Source organism: Ruegeria sp. BF6, from assembly GCF_056538665.1.
In genome coordinates this window covers 48,585-70,574 of the sequence record NZ_JBQFTN010000012.1, presented here as the reverse complement: position 1 = coordinate 70,574, position 21,990 = coordinate 48,585, and the positions used below count along the sequence as shown (strand labels likewise).

The 21,990-nt window shown below is 57.4% G+C and carries 33 protein-coding genes; 20 read left to right on the top strand and 13 right to left on the bottom strand.

The window, feature by feature from the left end; translation table 11 throughout:
• Positions 1 to 76: 76 nt before the first annotated feature.
• From ACR0IM_RS19375 to ACR0IM_RS19315, 13 genes are all read right to left on the bottom strand, one after another.
• Positions 77 to 424 (bottom strand): hypothetical protein, encoded by a 348-nt coding sequence (locus tag ACR0IM_RS19375; RefSeq protein ID WP_480682918.1) that lies wholly within the window; start codon positions 422 to 424, stop codon positions 77 to 79.
• Positions 425 to 436: 12 nt separating this feature from the next.
• A complete protein-coding gene (locus ACR0IM_RS19370; RefSeq protein WP_480682917.1) occupies positions 437 to 778 on the bottom strand; it encodes an ASCH domain-containing protein in 342 nt (113 codons plus the stop codon).
• Positions 779 to 780: 2 nt separating this feature from the next.
• Positions 781 to 1,296, bottom strand: a complete 516-nt coding sequence (locus ACR0IM_RS19365) for a hypothetical protein (protein WP_480682916.1) — start codon at positions 1,294 to 1,296, stop codon at positions 781 to 783.
• Positions 1,297 to 1,408: 112 nt separating this feature from the next.
• Complete coding sequence (locus ACR0IM_RS19360; protein WP_480682915.1) at positions 1,409 to 1,627, bottom strand: BrxR family helix-turn-helix transcriptional regulator; 219 nt, start codon at positions 1,625 to 1,627, stop codon at positions 1,409 to 1,411.
• Complete coding sequence (locus ACR0IM_RS19355) at positions 1,624 to 1,872, bottom strand: hypothetical protein (protein WP_480682914.1); 249 nt, start codon at positions 1,870 to 1,872, stop codon at positions 1,624 to 1,626. Before ACR0IM_RS19355 ends, ACR0IM_RS19360 begins: the two co-directional genes overlap by 4 nt.
• Before the next feature lie 10 nt (positions 1,873 to 1,882).
• Positions 1,883 to 2,077: a hypothetical protein gene (locus tag ACR0IM_RS19350; protein WP_480682913.1), complete on the bottom strand. Its 195-nt coding sequence runs from the start codon at positions 2,075 to 2,077 to the stop codon at positions 1,883 to 1,885.
• A 57-nt stretch (positions 2,078 to 2,134) separates the two neighbouring features.
• Entirely contained in the window at positions 2,135 to 3,139 is a 1,005-nt protein-coding gene (locus ACR0IM_RS19345) for a DUF2303 family protein (protein ID WP_480682912.1), read from the bottom strand.
• Positions 3,140 to 3,178: 39 nt separating this feature from the next.
• Entirely contained in the window at positions 3,179 to 3,598 is a 420-nt protein-coding gene (locus ACR0IM_RS19340) for a hypothetical protein (RefSeq protein WP_480682911.1), read from the bottom strand.
• A 60-nt stretch (positions 3,599 to 3,658) separates the two neighbouring features.
• On the bottom strand, positions 3,659 to 4,171 hold the full coding sequence (locus ACR0IM_RS19335; RefSeq protein WP_480682910.1) for a hypothetical protein: 513 nt from the start codon (positions 4,169 to 4,171) through the stop codon (positions 3,659 to 3,661).
• A gap of 11 nt (positions 4,172 to 4,182) precedes the next feature.
• Positions 4,183 to 4,443 (bottom strand): hypothetical protein, encoded by a 261-nt coding sequence (locus tag ACR0IM_RS19330; RefSeq protein WP_480682909.1) that lies wholly within the window; start codon positions 4,441 to 4,443, stop codon positions 4,183 to 4,185.
• Positions 4,440 to 6,029, bottom strand: a complete 1,590-nt coding sequence (locus tag ACR0IM_RS19325; protein WP_480682908.1) for a DNA cytosine methyltransferase — start codon at positions 6,027 to 6,029, stop codon at positions 4,440 to 4,442. The genes ACR0IM_RS19330 and ACR0IM_RS19325 overlap by 4 nt, the downstream gene beginning before the upstream one ends.
• Positions 6,026 to 6,526, bottom strand: coding sequence for a hypothetical protein (locus tag ACR0IM_RS19320; RefSeq protein WP_480682907.1), 501 nt, complete (start codon positions 6,524 to 6,526; stop codon positions 6,026 to 6,028). Before ACR0IM_RS19320 ends, ACR0IM_RS19325 begins: the two co-directional genes overlap by 4 nt.
• The gene (locus tag ACR0IM_RS19315) at positions 6,523 to 6,738 is read right to left on the bottom strand and encodes a hypothetical protein (protein ID WP_480682906.1); all 216 of its coding nucleotides are present in this window, start codon (positions 6,736 to 6,738) and stop codon (positions 6,523 to 6,525) included. Before ACR0IM_RS19315 ends, ACR0IM_RS19320 begins: the two co-directional genes overlap by 4 nt.
• Before the next feature lie 386 nt (positions 6,739 to 7,124).
• Between ACR0IM_RS19315 and ACR0IM_RS19310 the strand changes: the two genes are divergently transcribed.
• From ACR0IM_RS19310 to ACR0IM_RS19215, 20 genes are all read left to right on the top strand, one after another.
• On the top strand, positions 7,125 to 7,460 hold the full coding sequence (locus tag ACR0IM_RS19310) for a helix-turn-helix domain-containing protein (protein ID WP_480682938.1): 336 nt from the start codon (positions 7,125 to 7,127) through the stop codon (positions 7,458 to 7,460).
• Between the two features lie 186 nt (positions 7,461 to 7,646).
• Positions 7,647 to 8,261 carry a helix-turn-helix transcriptional regulator gene (locus ACR0IM_RS19305; RefSeq protein ID WP_480682905.1) on the top strand — a complete coding sequence of 205 codons (615 nt, stop codon included), beginning with the start codon at positions 7,647 to 7,649 and terminating at the stop codon, positions 8,259 to 8,261.
• A gap of 55 nt (positions 8,262 to 8,316) precedes the next feature.
• Positions 8,317 to 8,943: an acyl-homoserine-lactone synthase gene (locus tag ACR0IM_RS19300; RefSeq protein WP_480682904.1), complete on the top strand. Its 627-nt coding sequence runs from the start codon at positions 8,317 to 8,319 to the stop codon at positions 8,941 to 8,943.
• Positions 8,944 to 9,054: 111 nt separating this feature from the next.
• Positions 9,055 to 9,294, top strand: coding sequence for a hypothetical protein (locus tag ACR0IM_RS19295; RefSeq protein ID WP_480682903.1), 240 nt, complete (start codon positions 9,055 to 9,057; stop codon positions 9,292 to 9,294).
• A gap of 147 nt (positions 9,295 to 9,441) precedes the next feature.
• Positions 9,442 to 9,969: a DUF1937 family protein gene (locus ACR0IM_RS19290; protein WP_480682902.1), complete on the top strand. Its 528-nt coding sequence runs from the start codon at positions 9,442 to 9,444 to the stop codon at positions 9,967 to 9,969.
• Entirely contained in the window at positions 9,966 to 10,235 is a 270-nt protein-coding gene (locus ACR0IM_RS19285) for a hypothetical protein (RefSeq protein WP_480682901.1), read from the top strand. The genes ACR0IM_RS19290 and ACR0IM_RS19285 overlap by 4 nt, the downstream gene beginning before the upstream one ends.
• On the top strand, positions 10,235 to 11,413 hold the full coding sequence (locus tag ACR0IM_RS19280) for a DNA-methyltransferase (protein WP_480682900.1): 1,179 nt from the start codon (positions 10,235 to 10,237) through the stop codon (positions 11,411 to 11,413). Before ACR0IM_RS19285 ends, ACR0IM_RS19280 begins: the two co-directional genes overlap by 1 nt.
• Positions 11,410 to 11,796, top strand: coding sequence for a hypothetical protein (locus ACR0IM_RS19275; protein ID WP_480682899.1), 387 nt, complete (start codon positions 11,410 to 11,412; stop codon positions 11,794 to 11,796). The genes ACR0IM_RS19280 and ACR0IM_RS19275 overlap by 4 nt, the downstream gene beginning before the upstream one ends.
• Positions 11,793 to 12,155 carry a hypothetical protein gene (locus ACR0IM_RS19270; protein ID WP_480682898.1) on the top strand — a complete coding sequence of 121 codons (363 nt, stop codon included), beginning with the start codon at positions 11,793 to 11,795 and terminating at the stop codon, positions 12,153 to 12,155. Before ACR0IM_RS19275 ends, ACR0IM_RS19270 begins: the two co-directional genes overlap by 4 nt.
• A gap of 58 nt (positions 12,156 to 12,213) precedes the next feature.
• The gene (locus tag ACR0IM_RS19265; RefSeq protein ID WP_480682897.1) at positions 12,214 to 12,864 is read left to right on the top strand and encodes a hypothetical protein; all 651 of its coding nucleotides are present in this window, start codon (positions 12,214 to 12,216) and stop codon (positions 12,862 to 12,864) included.
• 167 nt (positions 12,865 to 13,031) lie between these two features.
• Positions 13,032 to 13,613 carry a hypothetical protein gene (locus ACR0IM_RS19260; protein WP_480682896.1) on the top strand — a complete coding sequence of 194 codons (582 nt, stop codon included), beginning with the start codon at positions 13,032 to 13,034 and terminating at the stop codon, positions 13,611 to 13,613.
• A complete protein-coding gene (locus ACR0IM_RS19255; protein ID WP_480682895.1) occupies positions 13,610 to 14,422 on the top strand; it encodes a hypothetical protein in 813 nt (270 codons plus the stop codon). The genes ACR0IM_RS19260 and ACR0IM_RS19255 overlap by 4 nt, the downstream gene beginning before the upstream one ends.
• 171 nt (positions 14,423 to 14,593) lie before the next feature.
• Complete coding sequence (locus ACR0IM_RS19250) at positions 14,594 to 15,016, top strand: hypothetical protein (RefSeq protein ID WP_480682894.1); 423 nt, start codon at positions 14,594 to 14,596, stop codon at positions 15,014 to 15,016.
• Positions 15,017 to 15,055: 39 nt separating this feature from the next.
• Positions 15,056 to 15,532, top strand: coding sequence for a hypothetical protein (locus ACR0IM_RS19245; protein ID WP_480682893.1), 477 nt, complete (start codon positions 15,056 to 15,058; stop codon positions 15,530 to 15,532).
• 3 nt (positions 15,533 to 15,535) lie between these two features.
• On the top strand, positions 15,536 to 17,314 hold the full coding sequence (locus tag ACR0IM_RS19240; protein ID WP_480682892.1) for a terminase large subunit: 1,779 nt from the start codon (positions 15,536 to 15,538) through the stop codon (positions 17,312 to 17,314).
• On the top strand, positions 17,307 to 18,650 hold the full coding sequence (locus ACR0IM_RS19235; RefSeq protein ID WP_480682891.1) for a phage portal protein: 1,344 nt from the start codon (positions 17,307 to 17,309) through the stop codon (positions 18,648 to 18,650). Before ACR0IM_RS19240 ends, ACR0IM_RS19235 begins: the two co-directional genes overlap by 8 nt.
• Positions 18,647 to 19,384 (top strand): head maturation protease, ClpP-related, encoded by a 738-nt coding sequence (locus tag ACR0IM_RS19230; protein WP_480682890.1) that lies wholly within the window; start codon positions 18,647 to 18,649, stop codon positions 19,382 to 19,384. Before ACR0IM_RS19235 ends, ACR0IM_RS19230 begins: the two co-directional genes overlap by 4 nt.
• 70 nt (positions 19,385 to 19,454) lie before the next feature.
• Entirely contained in the window at positions 19,455 to 20,696 is a 1,242-nt protein-coding gene (locus ACR0IM_RS19225; RefSeq protein ID WP_480682889.1) for a phage major capsid protein, read from the top strand.
• 73 nt (positions 20,697 to 20,769) lie between these two features.
• Positions 20,770 to 21,387, top strand: coding sequence for a hypothetical protein (locus ACR0IM_RS19220; protein ID WP_480682888.1), 618 nt, complete (start codon positions 20,770 to 20,772; stop codon positions 21,385 to 21,387).
• 10 nt (positions 21,388 to 21,397) lie between these two features.
• On the top strand, positions 21,398 to 21,988 hold the full coding sequence (locus ACR0IM_RS19215) for a head-tail connector protein (RefSeq protein ID WP_480682887.1): 591 nt from the start codon (positions 21,398 to 21,400) through the stop codon (positions 21,986 to 21,988).
• The last annotated feature ends 2 nt before the right edge of the window (positions 21,989 to 21,990 follow it).

Genomic DNA, 21,990 nt, shown 5'->3' with positions numbered 1-21,990 from the left:
AGTTCGCACCACTGTTCCGGCGATTTGCCGTTGTCGATTATGAACGATCCGGTGGGCGGCATCATGGACATGGGTTCTATCCCTGCTCAGTCAGATCGCGCACATCGGCGGCAGATTGAAGCCACATACCGTCTCTTGCAGCAACTCGGCCCATCAACTGCGCGCAGCGATTTGTGCAGAAATAATTGTCCAAATAGCTCTCGCCGTCCCAGAGGGCTGCGAAGTGAATTAGATGCTTCTTTTCCGGGTGACGTCGAATGTAGGCAATCGGCATGTTCACAAGGCGATCAACATCGTCTCTGGTCTCCGGGTTTTCATCCCTGACGATGTGCCCGATGAATGTGTTTGCGTACCTCTGGAACACCGCAAAACTGTATTGTTTTCTGAGTGCCTTCCCGCAGCTCCGGCATAATTTCGCAGTCATCACTTCGTCCTCTCAATCCAGATACTTGAATTCGATGCGGTTGACCGGCTCGGCTGGGTCGCAGCGGTAGTGGCGCACCAGAAACTGAACGAACTCCTGCGGTGTCCAGCCGGGAAAGCCTTCCCGGATCACGTCAGCCTGCGTGATGGCGTTCAGAGGTTCGGCGCGCACGGATACCACTTCGATCAGGCAGAGCCGTTCGATCTTCTCGCCCTTGCGCAGCCCCATCGCCTTTTTGACGCCGTTGAGGTGGTCACCGGGTTTCAGGAACCACCAGCCAAACCGGCGCGTCACGTCCTTGCTACGGTCCTGCACCTGCTGGGTGGTCATGGCAAAAGAGATGTTGCGGGGCATGGTTACGCCTGCGTCGCTTCGGAGCTGGTGGCGCGCCATTGGGCCTCGCTATCGCCAAGGCGATAGTCCAACTCGGCCTCGGTCTCTGGCGCAAGGTGCATATCCTTGACCAATTCCATATACAGCCAGTGCCACCAGTCGCGAATTTTGGCGTCAGGATGCTTGTATCCGATGATCTCGGCGGCGTGCATCAGGTGCAGTTGGAAGTGGTGCGGCAGTTCGTCGAGGCTTTGCAGATAACGTTCCACGACGGCGTTCATTTTCGCGGTCCAGTCGTGGTCCAAACCCGGAGGCCATTCGTAGCTGGGGCCAGTGAATGACCCGCCCCGGGGATCGTAGGGGTTTTCAAAAACGTTGTGGTCCAGTGCGCCCAGGAGGACGCAGCGACGAAACCAGCGGATGAGAAATTTGCAGGGGTGGTACTTCGCCACGCCATCGGGGCCGCGCACAGCAGTCAGCAAAACGGTTTGCTGCATGCAGGTCAGGCTATGGGTCCATTCTTGAGTGACAATCGGCATTTTTGGCCCTTTCAGTTGGTGCGGTTGGCGCTGTAACGAACAACGCGGATCGGGTGGTAAAACGCCTTCCAGAACGGCGGCAGGAACTCATAGAAAATCGCTGGAATCGGGATCATGCGGCACGCCCCTGCTCTTTCGTATTGACGTAGGACTTGCGGCGGGTGTCGTACCGTACCCAATCCGCGTTCTCGGACTGGAAGGCCGTCAGGTCGTGCCCGGCGGATTGTGGTGAGCATCCGAACTTGGCCACAATATGGCTGCGGTTGATGAAACCGTAGATCCGCAGCATTTCACCAATCCAGTTCTGGCGCTGTTGGGCATACCAGTTCATTGCGCGGTCCCTGATGATGATTTGAAATCAGGGACGCGCGGACCCCAAACAAAAGCGTCGATCAGTTGACCCGGTTCGATGCCCGGCACGTAGACGCGCCACTTGTCATCACCCTGGCCGTTGTTGTCGGAGACCGAGACGACTTCCCAATCTGGGGACGTCCAATCTTCACCCTCGGGCATTTCGTGTGGATGGACCAACTTGGCCCAAAAGTATCCTTCGGCGTTTGGCGTCGGGTAGCGCATGTCTGTTTCCTTATTGGGTTGCTGGTCTTGGCCGCTGCTGGGGCACTCGGTTCATGGTCAGGACGTAATCAACGCCATCGATTTCAGCGATGACCGCGACGGTTTCCGGGTTGAGAACAAGAATCTCTTGCGGCAACTTTCCCGAGGTCAAAGGGATCAGGGCGTCGCAGACCTTTACGGCTGGGGGAATGAGCTTGTGCGTCATGATGTTTCTTCCTGCGTTCCGTCGCTGGCCCCTGTTTCCAAGGGCCAGAAAGAGAATTCAGGCTTCGGGGGAACCCATGAAGGTCGGCAGGCCGGTTTCCTCGGTCGCCTGTTCAACGGCTTCCTTGAATGCCAGTTCGAACGCCTTCTCGGGGTTGTAGACCGACAGGATGAATTTCACCTGCCCGCCCATCTTGCGATACCGGAACCGCACCGGCATGCGGAACGGTGCGCCGCCCATGAACACCGGGATCGCGATGATGATCAGGTTGGGAATGTTCAGCGGTTTGCCGTCCGGTGCCTTGTGTTCGTTCAGGAACTGCACTTCTTGTTCGCCGGTGTCCCGGTTGGTTTTGACTGTCAGGTTGCTGGTCTCGTGCACCTGAAACTGCTTGGACATGGCCAGCAGTTGGGTGAGCTGCCCATAGCGGCCTTCGATCTTTTGGGCGGTTTCGATCAGGCGGGTTTCCCAAGGCTGGATCTTGTCGCTGATGTTACCCTTCAGAATGGCGGGGGTGGGGTCGAACACGTCTTTTGCCTGGGCTTCGATGAACTCGCCCATTTCGTCCTTGTCCAGCGGCTGGCCAGAAATGCCCATCCATGCCTTCCATTCTTCGGACAGCGGGAAGCTGTAAACCGCCCTGTGGTGGCAGTGGCGGGCGCTGGGGTCGCCTGACGTGTTTTCGACATCAACCGGACCGCTTGCGTGATAATCGGCAACGCAAGTCAGTGTGGGTTTGGTCATATCCGGTTTGGCGAACAGAACGGACGTATCGCCCTTGAAGCGGTTGGCCCATGCAATGATGCTGGCCAGATCGTCAAAGCGGGCAGTGCCCATGCGGCGGGCTGGTTTGAGGAATTCCAGCGCTTTGCGGTGAGCTTCGGTTAGGTCCTCAACCGCGCGGTGGTTCGGGACCGTGAGCAAATGGGCCTTGGTTAGGTCCATTTGATCCGGAGTTTGGACGTCGTCGTGATGGCCGATGTCGGCCATCAGGTCGCGCACGGTCTGCGCCGGGTTTTCCAGCGCCGGTGCGATAGTGATGTCTTGCTTTTCTCCTGCCATGGTCAGTTTCCTTTGATTGGCGGGTTGAGGTTTTCGGGGTTAAACGTCGCGCACTTCGCCCGTTTCCGGGTCGTGCGGGGTGACGTCACGCACGCCGCTGTGCATGCGCTTCATCATTGGGCTGTACAGAGTCATCTGCCCGTTCTGGTCCACATAGGCCCCGGCCTTGCTTGCGGGCTTGGTGGGTTCCTTGAATGCTGCGCTGGCGCTCATTCCCAGATCGCCTGCGCCGTTCAGTTCGTAAGACACGGTCAGCGTGAAAGAGCCTTTGGCCGCTTTCTGGCCGTACTCTTCAATATGTTCCTGCATCTTCTGCAGCAGCGCGCGGTGGTCGCCCTTGAATTCCTTGATGAAGTCACCGCCATCAAACAGCGTCAGCATCTGTTCAAGGCCGTGGATAGCGTAGGGGTCGCGTTCTGCGATGGTCTGCGCCTCATCAGTGTTTTTGCGTTTGGTCATCACGTGACGGTTCCTTTCGGTGCGGTTAAAGGGTGGTTGTTTCAGCGGTGGCTGTTGGCTTCAGGCTTCGCATTCCCTGAAGCCGCAGGCGTCAATCACAGCGCTGCCGTTGAGATAAACGACGCGCTTTCTTTCGTGGGCTGGTCCAGCAAGGAACCACTGGCCCAGATCGGGACATCCCAGCAGGTTGAAGGCGTAATCCTGCTGAACGGCGGTTGATGCGATGGCACCGCGATAGCTGAGTGCGTGAAAGCCGAACCGGGCTTTGCGGGAAACGCATACGTTCTCATGGCTCAGGAATACGGTGCAGGATGAAACGCATCTGCCGCGAATTTCCACGGCGTCCACCTTGTTGCGCTTGCGGACATATTGCCGAACATAGCCGCCATCAGACCATGCGGAGCCGGGTTCAATCACAAGCCGTTCGGCGTTCGCCGCAGGGGCAAAAAGCACCAGCAGCAGGAAGGCCGCAAATGCTGCCAACAGAGCCAGCAGGGCCGTTGTTAGGCTGGCGTCGGTGCGCTTCTGTTCACGTGGGCCGCGTGTGGCATTCGATATGCGAAGGGCTTGCATCGTGGTTCCTTTCAATTGCGGGGGCGGGCAATCCGCCCGGTCCATGCGTCGAACTCGGTGCGCAGGATCTGGAATCTTTCGTGGGCGGCGCTGTCGCTGGACAGGTCGCGGCGGCTTTCGATCTGGCAGGCTTGCCGCAGATATTCGGCGGCGGCGCTGGCGTTGAAGGTTTCGGAGGGTGCGCCGCAGCGGGTGGCCGCGAAGCGCTGAAACTGCGGATCGTTGCAGAGGATGCCCGCCTGTTGCGGGGCTGAAGGGTTGGCCAAGCTCATGCGGCACCTGCCTGTTCGATCAAATGGGCGCAGTTGGCGCGGGCCAGCGCGTCGGCGATGTCCGGGGGCACGCTGTTGCCGCACATGCGGGTCTGCTCTTTCTTGGTCATGCGTGACCCGTCCGCGCCCCGGTCGATTTCGTATGTGTCAGGGAACCCCTGCGCCCGGAATTGTTCGCGGGCTGTGAGCATCCGCATGCAGATGTCGGTAATGGCGTAGGTCGCCCCGTTGATTTCCACTGTCACCAAGCCAAAGCGGTCTTTGGTGGTCAGGGTGTGCAGGGGTTCATCCGCAACCTGGCCTTCGCCTGTCCCGTAGTATTTGTGCAGGAAGGCTGCGACCAAGGCCCCGTGGCCACCGCCTGCGCAGATGGTCGGGTGCGGGTCGTTCAGATCGCGGGCGCTGCGCTGGGTGCCGTGCATGTTCATCAGGTGCGCGGCTACGATCTGCTGCTGTGCCCCTGTCGTGGTCAGTGTGGACAGGGGCGCTGTGGCGGGCCTGCCTGACAGGTTGGCGTTGTTCGGCCCTGCATTGTGTTGCGCCAGAAACGCGGCCACCAAGGCGTGCTTTGCGCCGCCCGCAACCATTGTGCCAATGGGCTTGTCCAGACCGGGGACGCGTGGAGCCTGGCCCTTGCGTTCGCCGTAGCCGGTTTGAATCAGTGTCGGCACCACAAGCGCGTTCTGATCTTTGATACTGGCCGTCACGGTATGCAGTGGATCAACTGCGGATCTGCTGGCCCCGCCATGCTGTCCATAGGTGACAAAGAAGGGTTCTTTCGCATCGATGACATAGCGCTGTATGCCGCGCGCAATGCGTTTCAGGGTGTTCTCTGCCAGCGGGCGCTTGGGCGGGTGCTGGCCATTGGCCTTGCCCCATTCCTTAGCCTGTTCCGGCGTCAGAAAGATGGACGGGCAGGGGATTGACCAGTCAATGATTTCCGCAGCGGTGCGCCACGGCAGTAGCTTGCCGGTCTGTACTGCGCGGCTGTTGGGGTCGCCATGGGTCGGCTTGGGCCAGACAATGGGGCGACCATCGCGGCGGGCCACCATGAAGAACCGTTTACGGATTGTGGGTGCGCCATAGTCGCAGGCGCGCAGTTCGCGCCATTGGACCTTGTAGCCCGCTTTGCGCAGGCGTTTCACCCACATTTCGTAGGTGGTGCCTTCAAGCCCACTGATGGGTTTGCCAGCGTCACAGATCGGTCCCCATGTGCGGAATTCTTCGACGTTTTCCAACAGGATTACATCGGGCTTTGCATCTTCGGCCCATTTGACCACAACCCACGCCAGATCGCGGATATTGCGGTCGCGGGGTGCGCCGCCTTTGGCCTTGCTGAAATGCTTGCAATCTGGGCTGGCCCAGAGCAGGCCGACGTGGCGGCCCTGTGTGACGGTCAGCGGGTCCACATCCCAGATATTGCTGTCCAAGTGGATTGTCTCGGGGTGGTTGGCCTCATGCATGGACAGGGCGCGCGGGTCGTGGTTGATCGCCACATTCGGGCTGCGACCCAAGGCCATTTCAATGCCCGTGCTGGCGCCACCACCGCCTGCAAAGCTGTCGATGATCATTGGCAGTTCAATCATTCCGCCCACCGTGCGTTGGCTTCTGTGCGCTTGAGGGTTTCAAGCTGCAGGCGCTTGTTCTGGTGGTAGACCAGTTTGTCAGCCTCGGTGCGCAGGTTTTGGTTGTGGCGGGGCCGGATCGAGACCTGTTCTATGGTGAAATTCATGTTTTCCGAGAACGCCAATGCGTCGGGGTGGGCGTAGACTTCCCAATGCGCTGTGGCCTCAATGCGCGGCGTCGGCGTGTCGTTTGGGATCGAGACCTCTACCGTCTTCATTTGGCCGTCAGGACGGCGCAACAGTGCGTAAAGCTTGAACGTGGCCACGGGGTTTGGTTGCGCGGGTGGGCCTTTCTTTCCATGAGTGGCAAAGCTGCGCAGCCCCGTGGCGGACGTGGCCCACCGACGAATTCGGGAAAAGTGGCCAGAGGCGGCGAGCAGCGCGCCCCTGACCAGTAGACCGGCATACAGGCTGCCGGTTGAGGGGGTCATACGGTCGAAATTGATAGGAAGGTTCAAAACAGCGACTCCTGCTGGGCATCGCCTGGACGGGCGACGGCAACGGTTTCGAGAACAAGGAACTGCGCGTCGTTTTCACGGGCCAGCTTGGCCGCGTCGGCCATGGCATCATCAAAGGTCGAATACCGCGCTCGGGGTTCGGTTTTGGAATTCGGGCCGGTCGGCTTGCGGCAGACCATCCAGAAGCGGGCAAATTGGGGCAGGGTGGACATTACGCGCCCTTTCCCGGCAGCGCGTCGATCAGGATCAGAGGGGCCGGTCGGGTCTGTCCGATCAGGTTGGCGCGATCTAGGATTCGGTCTTTGAGGGACCTTCCCGCACTACGGGAAGTCTCGCCTTGATCCTTCAGGGCTGCGATTTCCTGCTCAACTTTTTGTTGAGTACCGTGAATTTGAGAACCCATTGTTTTTATGGCTCGGCTAGGTGTCAATTTCTATCCTCCTATCAATGGAGATATCTTGTAGGATATTTGATTATCCTAAACAAGCAAAAAAATATCCCCACTCGCTATAAATGGGGAGTGCAGAAAACTACACGTTGTTTTTGTTGAGGTATTTCCCTACTATCCTTTAGGTCCATAAGGTCGAGGGAATTGGTTGTGGATTGGAATCGAGTTCGCCAAAACGTTGGCTTGCGCTTGCAGAAAGCGGGTCTGAACCCAACCTCGGGTTCCGAGGCGATTGGATTGTCAAAGCATACCCTCAATAAGTTTCTTGATGGGCGTAGTGAGAAACTTAGCCCGGACAGCGTTGAAAAGATAATGAAGTTCTTCGGCCTTGAGTTTGAGGCCGAGCTTGAATTTGAAAACCCGTTTGATGAGGGTCGGAAGGCGCTATTGGCTGAAGCCTATCGCGCTAGCCCTCATGAGGTTTACTGGCTGCTGGAACAGATTCGCCGACGCCGGATCGATAATCCTGAAGTTGAGTCGAAATGAACTCGACTAGGGCGCTGTCGCCGTGGGCAATCAATTGAATAAGCTTATTCTTTTGCTCGTCTAGGTCAAGTTTGCTGGTGCTCATATTCCGTGCCTCGGGATGACAACTTTAACGTGAAATTCTTTTTGCTGGCAATGAATAGCAGCACGATCTTGCAATAAGCAACCCAGCGCGCTAGGATATTTGTGTATCCTAAAGGGGGTAATCCGTTGTTTGAGAGGCTTTTAGGCGCATCAACAGGATATGCGTTTGTTGTAGGTAGGACGCCGGAGGCACCGGAGGTCCTTTTGAGTGACTACCCGGATGAGTGGTTGGTGCGTTACTTTGAAGTTGGTTTGTTTAGACATGACCCAATCTTTCAGGCGGGCAAAATATGCGTTGCGAACAAGTGCGCTGCAAAGTTCGTGGACAAGTCTGCAAACCCCGAGTTTTTTGCTGAAGCTGGGGCCTTTGGGATCGGAACAGACAAGGTGATTGTCAACTCAATCGGCGGCAACAAGTTGCTTCTTGGTTCCATGGCTGCGGCCAGCGAAATCGAGACCTTTATAGACATCGTGAAGTTGGATCATATGGACTACCTGATAGAAAAAGTGGATGGCCTTACGGATCGCCAAAAAGAGATTCTGGATCTGTTCGATTGGGGCATGACCACAAAGCAGGCAACGTCTGATTTGGGCATAACGGCCAGCGCCATTGACCAGCATAAGCGCCGCATCGTGGATGCGCTTGGGGTGTCGAATTTCAGCGCCGCATCGTCGGCCTATGCTGTCTACAAATGGTCAGGATTAATGCGTAATTGACACGGTTGGCGCGGCATATAGCCTAGAGACACTCAACTTTAAGGATAGGAGTGTCATGCAGGCCGTCGTCTTATCATTCGACAATTTGAACAATCAGGGCGATGATTTTGCCCAGATGTTTGCGCTGCGCAAGCGGCTGTTTGTCGATCAAATGCAGTGGGACATCCCGCACACTGAACAAATCGAAATGGACCAATACGACAACATTCACGCAGTTTATGTGTGCGTGAAGGTCGATGGCCGCATTGTTGGTGGAACCCGGTTGCTGCGCACAGATGCGCGGGTCGGCGGATACACATACATGGTAAAGGATGCCCATGTGGGAGTTCTGCCGCCGTTTCCCCCGGATATCGCCGAAAGTGAACCGCCAGCGAGTGCGGATGTGTTTGAGGCCACGCGGTTCTTTGTGGACCCTGGACTAGATGGGCGCGAACGCAATGAAGTGTTGGCTGAGGTGGCGCGCGCCGCGCATGACGCCGTGCGCGACCGGGGAGGGCGATCCATTATTGCAATCATGTCGCCGGGGTTTCTTATCTGGTTCAAGCGGTTGGGGCTGGTTGCCAAGCGGGCTGGTGCGACCTTTCGGGTTGCAGGTGACGCCATGTGTGTTTTGACGATTGGTGTTTCTCAGCAGCCCCTAACTGATCTGGGCGAAAGGCCAAAGTCAGCCGTTTTGGCCTGACGGGAAATTTTTTTGCTTGATGAGGATAACTGAGTATCCTACAAGATACTTATGTTTAAAAAACTTGATCCCCTTCCCTCTGTGCGCTTCGCCAAATGGCTGAGGCGCACAATGGACGAACTGGATTGCACGGCTTACGGGCTGAGCAATTTCATTGACGATGGGGCGCATTGGAAGCGGCTAATAAGCGAGGCGATGAAAACCACGAAGGGTTCCCGCATTGCTTATGACACATGCTCGACCATTGGCCGCGCGTTGGTTCAGTACGGTGCGGAACAACGTGGCATCGCCGTCACTCCGCCCGACCCGTTTGCTCTTGACGATGAAGCTGAAGGGGAGGCGGGCGAGTGACTTGGTTAGGGCGTATAGCCTTCCAACAACTCCATGGCCGTATTGTCGGGTGTTCAGGCGCAGTTGGCGCGCAGGCGCGTAAGAACGGTTATCTCCCTGAACTTGGCGCGCGGCTTCGGTCGTGCGCCTTTTTTCCGGGTGTGGCGCATGTCTGACATCGCATCGCCTGACCTGACATTGCCTGCCAGTATTTGCTGGTCGCATACGGCCTTTGATGGTCTGGCAAAGGCCGGGTTGTTCAATTACGGATTGTCGTTTTCTGAAATCGTTGCCGAGTGTCGCGGGCGGCTGTGCTATCTGGCTACGCCCTATTCCAAGCTTGCTGTTGATGATCGAGGCGATTGGGACTTGTCGGCGTCGGTGGAATGTTCGGTGCGGGCTGCGCGGTGTGCGCGGGCTTTGGCGGGGGCGGGTGTTACGGCTATTTCGCCAATCGTGCAGGCGGTCGAGATGGTTCACGCCGATATCATCCGCCAAGAGCTTGATCCGCTGGATGATGATTTCTGGACTAATTGGTGCAGGCCGCTGTTGCGGACGGCGCATGTGGTCATTGTGCCGGATCTGCCGGGTTGGGCGGAAAGCAATGGCGTATGGGCCGAGGTGCGCGCGGCGCTGAATTCGAACCGGCGCGTTTTCCTGATGAATGTGTCTGAGACTTTCGAGGGGGCAGCATGAGTTTTCACGATCAGAATGAAAACCAGATTGAGGAACAATTTGTCAGCGCGCGGGCGTGTCGCAACCTTTGGGTGGGCGTGCTGCTGGAAATGTACAGACTGGCCTTTCATCCCCGGTCGGCGGATCGAGCCTTTGAAATCCAGCAGGCGCAGAACTGGTTCGGAACCAAGGATTTTGCCATTGTCTGCGAGTTTGCCGGTTTGGACCCGCACTGCGTTTGGGAAGGTGTTCAGCCGTACCTGGCCTGCGTGCGCGGGGTGGCGTGATGGGTGTTCATCTTCTGCAGGGTGACGTACTCGACATGCTCGCCACTCTTCCCGACAATCATTTTGACTGCGTTGTGACATCGCCGCCTTATTGGGGGTTGCGTGACTACGGTGTTGAGGGGCAAATCGGGTTAGAGCCTACGCTTGCAGAACATCTTGACGTCATGGTGCAGGTGTTTGCCGAGGTTCACCGTGTTCTGAAGCCCACCGGCACATGCTGGGTAAACTATGGTGATTGCTACGCAACCACGCCAAACGGACGCAGCGCTGCTGATGCCAAGGCGGCTGGCGGTGATGACCGGACGTTTCGGGATAAACCCTTTTCCACGGTTGGTCCTATCTGCGCTGATGGACCCCCTTCGAGTTCGACGCGTGCGCGGGGTGGGAAGAACCCCAGCGGTCAGACCGGCAACAGCAAGCGGATCATGTCGGGCGGGTATCTGAAACCCAAAGACCTTGTGATGGTTCCGAACCGTTTTGCCATTGCCATGCAGGAATGGGGGTGGTGGGTGCGCTCAGAGATTATTTGGGCCAAGCCGAACCCAATGCCGGAAAGCGTCACAGACCGACCGGCGACGGCGCACGAAAAGATATTCATGTTCACCAAAGAGGGGCGTTATGATTACGATCCTTCGGCGGTGCGTGTCCCGGCTAAGCACTCGGGCTTGAAGGGCCAAGATGAGAATGGATTTAAAAACCCCCAGAACTTCAACGGCAAGCACAAAAACGGTTATCGCAGCAGTGCCCCGAAGTCAGACAAGCAACGTGGACACTCCCGGCGTCATGCTGGGTTTAATGAGCGCTGGGAGTCTATGTCCCGTGAAGAACAGCAGGCCAACGGTCGCAATCTGCGCAACTTTGAACCAGCCCCTATTCAGGTTTGGGAAATTGCCACGCGCCCATTCAAAGAGGCCCACTTTGCAACATTTCCACCTGAATTGGTTGAGCGCTGTCTGAAGGCCGGGTGTCCGCAAGGTGGAAAGGTCCTGGACCCGTTCGGCGGTGCAGGCACTACGGGTCTGGTTGCGGACCGCATGCAGATTGATGCCACCCTGATTGAGCTGAACCCGGAATACGCAGACATCGCAATCAGGCGTATTGAGGGCGATAGGCCGGGGTTTCTGGGTGATGTTGAAAACGACGCCCTGAAGCCGTTTCAGGAGGCGTTGAAGCTATGACCCTTATGCTTCCCCATTCCTCGAATGCGGTGGCACCGCATCCGCAGCCCGAGGATTTGTTGACGTTTGCTCATGGTGAGTTGGTTGAATGGACGCCTTGGGAAACGGGGGTTTGCTTCAATCCGGGTTGCGGGCGCGTGTTTTCGCCAAGCCGTGATTGGCAGATTTACTGCTGCCCGAAGTGCCAAGCCGCTGGCAAGGCGGAAATGCGCAAGTGGGGGCATCGCATGGCCCTGTCGGCGCTGGTCTGGCGCATGGGGAAATACGAGCAAACCAATGAGGCAGAGCGCGCCGCCGTTCGCGCGGCGCGGCGTCATTTCACATACATTCAGTCGGCGTGGCTGGCTGATCGGCAGGCAAGAGCAAGCGGGGTGATCAGATGATTTCAGGCGCAGAAATCGCCGTTTGCGATCTGGTGGAAGGTGCCCACTATTGGGCCAAATTCCCGGATCGCGAGTGGGGTGTTTGGCATTTCAAAGGCGGCTTGATGCTGAGTGATATGGGTGGCGGCTATCGCCCTGATCAGTTCGATCACATCGTTGCGCGCGTCTTTACCCCGGAAGATGTGGACGCGCAGGATCGTGCCCTGATGCGCTTGCGTAGTACGTTGTCGGCCATCTCGGTCGAGGTGGCCTATTCTGCCGAGACCTTGGCGGAGGCTGAAGAAGCTATCGCCAATGTTGCCCGTCTGGCCAATGCGGCGTTGGACGGTGCCGGTGCGGCGTCTGGGGGTGTGTCGTGAACGCGGTAGTGTCCTCGTTTCTGGCGGATCGTCGGGCGCGTGCGGAGCGGGGTCTTTGATGACGGCTTTGCAGGTGGTTTCCCCGGTCAGTTTTGATGATCTGCCGGAATATCCGATTGATCCTGATGCGCGCCTGGACTCGCACGGGTTTGTTCAGTGGGAATTCCGCCGTTGGCTGAGTTCTGACATGCGTTGGAACGGCAGTCATGAGTGTAAGTCCATGTGGTTTGAACTTGTCAATCTTGCGCATAGCGAAACGCCGGTCGGCACCTTGCCGCACGACATGAAGCGATTGGCGCGGATGATCCAGCCGGTTGTTGACCGTGATCACTTTGAGAGCCTGTGCAAGCTGGAATATGGGCCGTTGCACGGCTGGCGGCAGTGCCGGTGTGGCGATGAAATCCGCCTGATGCATCCTGTTGTCACGCGTATCGTCAAAACTGCGTTTGCGTCTCGGGCAAACCATGCCGCGCGCGTCGAGGCAGCGTCACAGGCGCGCAAACTGCAGCGGCTGACTGAAGACATCGCGCAGGTTGCACCCAAGACAGCAACAGATCCGCGTAAGGTTCGCTGGATCAGTGCGTTCATAGAAGACCGCGTGTCGCAGCGTGGTGGTCAGCGCAGAACGGCTGAGGATCTGCATATCGCGGTTCAAGCCTGCATCGCTGAAATCAAAAACGGGAAGTTCCCGGAAAAGCCTGAAAGCTAACGTCTTACAGTGTCGCGCAGACACTAACAGACGTTGTCGGACACTAACTTAATGTCGCCATCGATAAGGACAATGACATGAAATTATATCGAAAATTGGCGCTGGTGTGACGCAAGCGACGGGCTTGCCTGTGGATAAGTCAGGATTTGCTTAGAAAAGGTGGGGCAATGGAAGGGCAGGAACTGAGAGACGGAAAGGCGCGGGTCAGGCGGTGTCTGATCGATCCTTTGATCGGTAAGGGGCTGGTGCGCAAGCGCGGTCAGAAGGTGGAAGATCATGAGCGGTTTCTGTCCAGCTTAGAAGCGCGCTTGTCCTATATGGTGGAAGAAAAGCTGTGGGCTTTGGCTGAGGTTGTCGAGGTCTATGCAAGTGGGCCGCAGAAAAACACATGGCCTGCTGAAGCTTCGATCATGAATTGGGCGCGGCTGTTGCAGATACCACCGGCCAGCCAAAGCCGGTTGGTGCGCACCTATCTGCAGTCCGAGGCGGGCAAGGCCGCGAAGTTGGGTGGCTATCTGGTCGAACTGTTCTGGTATCTGAAAGCGTTCGGTGCGCCGCCCAACACCTATTCCATGGAAAAGATCAGGTCAGAAGCTGAGGCGAACAAGGGGCGGCGGGCACGCATTCAACGTGAAGCGGATGCGGACTGTGCAAGCCCGTCTGATCTGCGGTGGGTGCAACAATACATGGATGTCCGGCGCGTGTGCCTGGATATCATCAAGGCAAAGGCAGAAGGGGCAGAGGCATGAAGGATGGGATAGACGCAGTTTGGGGCCGAATGGAACGGCGTGCGGATGCATTTGAGGCTGAGGCGCGGCGCGTGGCTGAGGTCAAGGCAATGGGGTTTGTTCCTGCAGATGTTGGCCCGGCTATCCCCGAGGCCCCGGCGCGCGGCCCGGTGCAGACGTTTCATCAGCTTGAGTCCTATCCCGATGGTGAGCGCGGCTTTGCATTCAAGCATGGCGGCTTCGAGGGCCGCAAGACGATGCGTTGCGCTGACAGCTTTGATCTGATGGCGGTGAAGGCGGCGCGGCACAAGAAGCCATCGCCCTTCAATTCGGCGCAGGTGGCCATGGGTCGGTTCTATCGGGATCTGGTTGAGAAGCACGCAAACGCGGGCGTTAAGTGTTCGTCGCTTGAAAGTCTGTCTCAATCCAGCGGCGGGCGCGGTGGTGACTTCATGGATGCAGTGTTGTGGGACCGGCAGCAGATCGAAGTGCTGCGGCGGCGCATTGGTGATAAGTCGGCTATGGTTGTGCGGCGCATTCGTCCGTCTGAACGTGGGTCGCGCGCGTCGATCATGGATCGTCGGTTGGTGGACTCGGTCTGTTTGCAGGACATGACCATCAGCGATGTGTTGCGGGCGCATGGTTGGGTGCGTGATGGTCAGTCGGCGCAGGGCAAGCACATCAAGGCATTGACCGAAGCATTGCGGTTGGCGCTCAACCGGATGATGGGGCCGAAGTCCAAGTCTATTCAAGTTGGTTTGTTCGGCGATCAGTTGATGCCTGATCATCTGTTTGTGGATGATCGGGGCAGGGTGTCCGCCTCTGGTTGAAAAAAAGATGTTGACCGTTAGTACGTCAACGCCCTACTAAATATGCATCATCAAGTATTGCGCCCGCTGCCCTGCAGTTGGGCGCTTTTGATTCGATGTGGTTCCACACAATGAGGTTGGCTATGCGCTGCATCGGGGAAAGCCCGGTGGTCTGGTCAGTTCGGTTGCGCTGTGCCTAAGAAGCCTTGCGCGCATCCGGGCTGTTCCAGACTGATTGATGTTGGGTCGGTCTACTGCCCAACGCACGCGGTGCAGGACAAGCGGGACCGGGGCAGGCCAGCGGATGCAAAGCGGGCGGATCGCCCGTCTCGCAAATGGTACAAGCGCAAGGCGTGGATGGGCGAGGGTGGACGGCGTCTAACCCAGCTTGCCAAGGAACCGCTGTGTTGCATGTGCCCACCGCATTCGCGGCAGTTGGCAACCATCGCTGACCACGTGGTTCCGCATCGGGATGATTATTCGCTGTTCTGGTTCGGTGAACTGCAGTCGCTCTGCAAGTCCTGCCACGACATCAAGAAACAAAGGATCGAGCGTCGGGCCGGTAGGGGGGGATCAAAAGTTCCCAACCCACAGGCGCGGGACCGGCGTGGGTAATCAGATTTTTGCGCGCTAAAGTTTAAGGGGGGGGGTCTTGTGACCGCTACACCATCGAGCATGGAACGGCTGGTCACGCTCTTGGGCGGCTGGCCCGATCACTTTGAGGATGCCCAGAAAAAGCACGGCGAAAGCTTGCTGGAACTTCTGCGCCGTGAGCGGCTGCTGGATGAGGCGGTCTTTGGTCAGGTGGTCCGCTACGCCACGCACCGCGCGGCTTATGATCGGCTGTCAGCAGAGATTGCGGCAGAGGATCTGAAAGCACCGGATGAAAAGGCGGTTGCCACGAGTGACAAGCACTATCTTTCGGGCAAAGAGCAAAGCCGGGCTTTCCACGAAAACAAGCTGCTTGTGCTGGAACGTGAGCTGCTGGCTACGCCATACGCGCGCGGCAAAAACGGGATGAAGATTCAGACTTCCTTTATGGATCTGCTGACAGCCCAGCCAGAAGAAAAAAGCGGCCCAAGTACGGTTACGCCATTCAAGCCTTTGGCCAAAAAGAAGCGCGGCAAGTGATCCATGCTTGATGAGGTAGTTGAAACGCCGATTACACTTCGGGCGCTGGATTGGGTTGAGGATGTCCTGTCCAACAAGATCCCGAGTTGTAAGCGGGTAAAGCTAGCCTGCAAACGATTCCGCAAGGATCTGAAGCGCGCCGGGACTGAAGGTTTTCCATATGTCTTTGATATGGAAGCGGCTGAACATATGTGCGCTTTCATCGAAGCGCTGCCGCACATCAAAGGCAAGTGGGCTGCACGGGGCGAGACGATCACCCTAATGGGGTGGCAGGCGTTTCTAATCGGGCAGATCGGCGGGTGGTTGCATATGGAAACCGGCCTGCGCCGGTTCCGCACGGCTTACATCGAAGTGCCACGCAAGAACGGCAAATCGACCCTTCTGTCCGGTTTGGGTTTGTATTTCCTGACCGTCGATGATGAGCCGGGGGCAGAGGTCTATTCGGCTGCGGCTTCGACGCATCAGGCGCGCATCGTCTTTGATGCAACGCGCATCATGGCGAAAAACGGCAGGGTGGATGGAATGCCGCTTGCCGTGAAGCTTGAGTTAGATGTTCAGGAGCACAAGATCAAAACGCCGGATGAAGCTGCAGTGTTTCAGCCGGTTGCCAGCCAGACCAAATCGAAGGATGGCAAAAACCCACACTGCGCAATCATTGATGAGTTGCACGAGCACGATAAGCGCGACGTGTGGGATTCAATGGAAAACGGCATGGGTTCCCGCGATCAGCCATTGCTGATTGCGATCACCACGGCAGGTAGCAACACCGCAGGTATTTGTTACGAGCAGCGCAAATACTTGCAGCGGATTTTGGATGGCATCTTTGAAGATGAAAGCTACTTCGGGCTGATCTTCGAAGCTGACGAAGGGGATGAGCCGGGCGATCCGGAGACATGGGCGAAAGCCAATCCCTGCCTGCACGCGGCTAAGTCGCTGCAGACGATGGAAGATAATTGGCGGAAAGCCTCAGCCAGTCCTGCTGCGATGGGTGAGTTTCTGCGTAAGCACCTGGACATTTGGACAAGTGTTGGCGCTGCTGCGATTGACATGGACGGCTGGAGGGCTGGCGAGGATCTGTCGCTGAAGATCGAGGACTTTGTAGGTCGGCGCTGCTATATCGGTGTTGACCTTGCAACCCGTCACGATCCGTCGAGTGTGGTTGTGGTGTTCCCTGATGAGAATGACCCAGCCAAGGGGCCTATCACACATTTCAGTTGGCATTGCCTTCCTGAAAAGGTGGTGAAAGCAGACGGTAACGAGCATCTTTGGGGGTGGGCGCAAGAAGGGCTGATAACTACGACGCAGGGTGCGGAACTGGATCTGCGCTTGGTGGAAGCCCTGGTTATGCAACTCGCTGGCCACGGGAAAGATCATGACCCAGACAACGAATGGGGCTGGGGTGATTTGCCCGTTCTGGATGTCGAAATGGTCGTTTACGATGCCCAGTTCGCCCAGCAAATGGCGGCGACATGGGATGCTGCCGGAATTCTGGCTGTCGAGTTACGCAAGCGGGCGGCCAACACCAATGAGCCGTTCAACAAGCTTATTGGTGCAGTGGATGACCATCGCATTCTGCACGATGGCAACGAAGTCATGATGTGGATGGCGGCTAACACGCTTTTGAAACAAGTGGCGGGCGGGGATTACATATTCCCAGCCAAGCTTGCGCCTGAAGACAAAATCGACGGGATTGATGCTCTGATCAATGGCTTGTGGCCGCTGTGTCAGGCTGTCGAGGATGAAGACACCGACGAAGTGACGCAAGGATTTGTGGATGTTTGACTGGCTTAAACGATCATCGGCAGCGGTGGCTGACGCGCCACGGGTTGAGCCGGTTGTTGCTGCACCTGCGGAACCGTCGCAAATGCCTGTGAACCTGCAGTCATCTGCCAGCGCTGAAGTATGGCAGGAGTACTTTGGGTTCCTTCAGGGAAACGCGGTTTCGCGCGATTCCGCTATGAAGCTTTCTGCAGTGTTTGCCTGTATATCGCTGTTGTCTGGCACCATCGGCACGCTGCCAGTTCGGGTCATTGGGCGCAGCGAAAAGGGCGGTAAGGTTGAGCAAGGCGATCATGACGTTCACTGGCTGGTGAACCATGAGCCGCACGCCATGTATTCGCCTGAAGTGTTCTTTGAAGGCGTCGGCGGATTGTCCTTTCTGGATGGCAATGGGTACGCCGAAATTCGCAGAAACGGTCGCGGCGATCCCGTGAGCATCAGGCCGCTGCTGGATGCGACGGTTAAGCCTTTCGAGCGCAAGGGGCGTTTGGCTTATAGCATCACAGAAAACGGCGACACGTTCGGCAAAGATCAGGGTGACATCCTGCATTTTCGCGGATCTCCGACAATGCGCGGCCATGAGGCGCTTTCACCTCTGAAGGTTCTGGCGCGCTCTATCGGCATCGGTCTGGATGCTGATGCGTACGCGCAGAAGTTCTATGAGCAGGGCGGAGCGCCCAGCGGGTACATCACTTACGACGGCAAAGTTGATCCTAAGATTGCGGATGAGGTTCGCAATTACTGGCAGCGAAAGATTGCCGGTGTGCAGAACGCGCACCTGCCTGCTGTGCTGTCAGAGGGCGGTAAGTTCGTTTCGCTGATGACAGACCCGGAAACGGCGCAGTTGTTTGAGTCCCGGTCGTTTCAGGTTCTGGATCTGGCGCGGGCTTTTGGCATTCCACCGCATCTGATCGGTGAAACCGACAAGTCCACCAGTTGGGGCACTGGTATCAACGCCCAGACAACGCAGTTTTACATTCTGGGTTTGCGCCGCCACGTGAAGCGGTTTGAAACCGAACTGACGCGCAAGCTGTTGACGCGGGATGAGCGGCTAGCGGGCATAGCGATCAAGTTCAATCTGGATACGCTGCTGCGCGCCGACCTGGCCGCGCGCTATGACGCGCACAAAATCGCCGTTGGCGGTACTCAACATCCGGGGTGGATGTCGGTGAATGAGGTCCGCGAACTTGAAGGTTTGCCAAAGCTGGATGACCCGGAGGCGGAAAAGCTGTTTCGTCCGGTCATCAAGTCGGGGTCCGATGCGGGCGACTCCGGTGATGGCGGCGGTGCGCAACCGCCCGCGCCACAATTTCAGCCATCGCAAAGGGATGAGACATGAAGTTCAAAGAAATTCTGGCCCGCGCGCTGCAGGCCAATGACAAAAAACGTGTGGGCGTTCAGGTCCGCGCCATGGATGAGGTGGGCAGCGAAGTTGAAGTTATGCTGTATGACGCCATCGGCTATTGGGGTGTCACGTCGGCTGAGTTTCGCGCTGAGCTGAACGGGATCGAGGCGGACACAATTCACCTGCGCCTTGATTGCCCCGGTGGCGATGTGTTCATGGCCCGCGCGATGAAAACGGCGCTGGAACAGCATTCTGCCCGCGTCGTGGTCCACATCGACGGCGTGGCCGCGTCGGCGGCATCCTATCTGATGATGGCTGGTGATGAGATTGAAATCGCGCAGGGCGCGCAGATCATGATTCACAATGCCTGGGGATGGACCATGGGCGATACCCGCGAACATCAGAAGGGTGCGGATCTGCTGGCGAAGATCGACGGTGGCATTCGCCGTGACTATGCAGACAAAACCGGCAAGCCCGATACGGATTTCATCGAACTGATGAATGAAGAAACATGGTTTGAAGCGGATGAAGCCTTGGAAATGGGCTTGGTAGACAGCGTCTATGACAAGAAAGATGGTGCCAACAATCGCTTTGATCTGAGCATTTACAAAAATGCCCCGAAGAAAACGCCACCGGCCCCCGCGCCGGATGATGGCGAAAAAGCTGCAGCGGCGCTTCGTGCCGAGCAGATGCGCAAGCTCGAATACTTCGAGCGCACTGCGCCCTGACCTGCGGCGCGTCCGCAATCAACCGAAACCCGCCCGGCCTATGCCGGGTTTTTTTATGGAGAATGGGAATATGCCCAAGACCATTGCCGAGCTGCGCAAGCAGCGTGACGCGCTGGCGAAAAAAGCGCGGAATAACCTGGATGAAAACACCGGCGATTTCGATCCGAAAGTGAATGACGAAATCTATGCGGAAATCGACCGGATCGATGCAAAGATTAAGGCTGAGCAGCAGCAGCTTGACCTTGAAGCGCGCCTGCAGTCCGAAGCCGATGACCCGGACACCCCGGCCCCGAGCAATGGTAATCAGGTGCAGCAGCGTCCGGGTGACGAAGTTCGCGCACTGGTTTTTGATGCCTACGTGCGTGGTGGCGAATCAGCGGTAAACCGTCTGCCGGAAAATGTCATGGCTGAGTACGCCCGGCAGGTTCAGAATGCGCAATCCACTGGCGTTGACAGCGAAGGCGGCTATCTGGTCCCGACTACGTTTAGCGGTGTCCTTCTGGAAGCCATGGCGTCCTTTGGTGGTGTCCGTTCTGTTGCGACCATCGAGTCGACCACGGGCGGTGAGGCCATGCAGTGGCCGACGGTCGATGAGACGGCGGAAGAAGGTGAATGGCTTGCCGAAAACGCGCCGTCGAATGACGGCGATATCACCTTTGGCACCACCATGATTGGCGCGCACCTGGCTTCGTCTCGTGTGGTCGCTGTGCCTTTGGCGCTGCTGCAGGATGCTGGCATCAGCAACCTTGAGCAGCGTATTGGTCGCATGCTGGCCACGCGCCTGTATCGCACGACGAACAAGGCGTATACGGTGGGTGACGGCACGGGTAAGCCGACCGGGATTGTGCAGGGTGCTGATCTGGGTCACACCACTGCGGCGGGCCTTGTTGATAGCTTTGCGTGGGATGATTTCACCGAACTGGAACACTCGGTCGATCCTATCTACCGCCAGAATGCAGAATGGATGTTCCACGATACCGTTCTGAAGTCCGCGAAGAAGATCAAGGATCTGGATGGCCGTCCGATCTGGGTTCCCGGCGTCAGCGGGTCCGCGCCTGCGGAAATCAATGGATACGGCTACACCATCAACCAAGACATGGAAGAACCTGCGGCGGGCGTGGATTCCATGCTGTTTGGTGACCTGTCCAAATACATGGTCCGCGACGTGATGGATGTGACGCTGTTCCGGTTCACTGACTCGGCCTATGCGAAACGCGGTCAGGTTGGCTTCATGGCTATGCTGCGCACCGATGGCAAGCGCATCGCTGCAAACGGCAAAGCCTACAAGCGTCTGCGCCAAGCGGCTTCCTGATCGGGGCTAACATGACATCCTGCCGCCCGCCTGATCGGGCGGCAGTTTTCATCTAAGAGAAAGGGCGCTGACAATGGCGGCGAAAAAGAAAGCAGCATCCGTTGCGGATGCGGGCAAGATCATCGTGGCATTTGCGCTGCGCGATGCTTTTGAGGGTGAAGGCGACGAATCTGTCAAAACGCTGGCGGAGGGGCAGCGGATCGATTTGCCGGAAGATGAATTCAAGGCGTTGGCAAAAGACGGCTTCGTTGTTGAGGGCAAATTTGTGAAGATGATCACCGGCGTTGAGGGTGGCCGGTATAGCCTGAAGCCTAAAGACAATACCTGGCTTGCGCCTGAAATTTTCGAAGCGTGGAAAAAAGAGGGCTATTGCGTCCTGTCGGATGAAGATCCGAGCATCGGCGACGCCCTGAAAGACCGCGAGGCTGCGGCGCGCGAAGCGCTGGCCCGGTGCGGGGAACTTGAAGGCCAACTGCAGGAAGTAAACCTGCAGCTTGCGGCAGCGCAGGCGCAGGCTGTGAAGGTTCGTGAACTGATCGAACCGGACCCGGATAGCGGCAATGTGCTGGATGATGAGGCTCAGGCATTGCTGGCCGAGGTCATCACCCTGATTGAAATGTTCCCCGAAGCGCCGGAGCCTTCGGAGAATGGCGAAGAGGGTTCGAAAGAACCTGAACTGAAACTGAACTGAGGTTCGCGCCATGTGGTTGGAACGGATTTCTGGCGGCAACGTCAACTTGATTGATCGGGATGACGCGAAGGCGCATTTGCGCTTGCTGGAAGATGACTTTGACTCTGAAGTTGATCGCGCCATTGCTGCCTCGACCACGTATCTGGATGTGGATGAAGATGGCTTTGGCGGATTGGGTTTTCCCCTGATCAGCCAGCAATGGTCATCCAAGGCAAAGGCGTTTGCGCCTGATGTGCTGCGTCTGCCATTCGGTCGGGTGACTGCCGTCGATGAAATCCGTTTCATCGCTCAGGATGGGGCTAATGGGACTGTTTCGGCTACGGACTACCTTTTGACCCGGTCGGGCCGGGATGCGGTTGTGGCGTTGTTGCCCGGTAAGGCATGGCCAGCGGTTGCAGATCGGCCGGATTCCGTGGATCTGCGGTTTACGGCGGGTTTCGCAGATGTGGCGACTGTCCCGGATGACATCAAGGCGGCGGCGCGTTTGCTGGTTGGGCATTTCTTCAACAACCGCGAGGCCACTGCGTCGGGTAGCGTGCCACAGGAAATCCAGTTGGGTGTTGAACGTCTGGTTGGGCGGTATCGCCGGTTCGGGGCGTGACC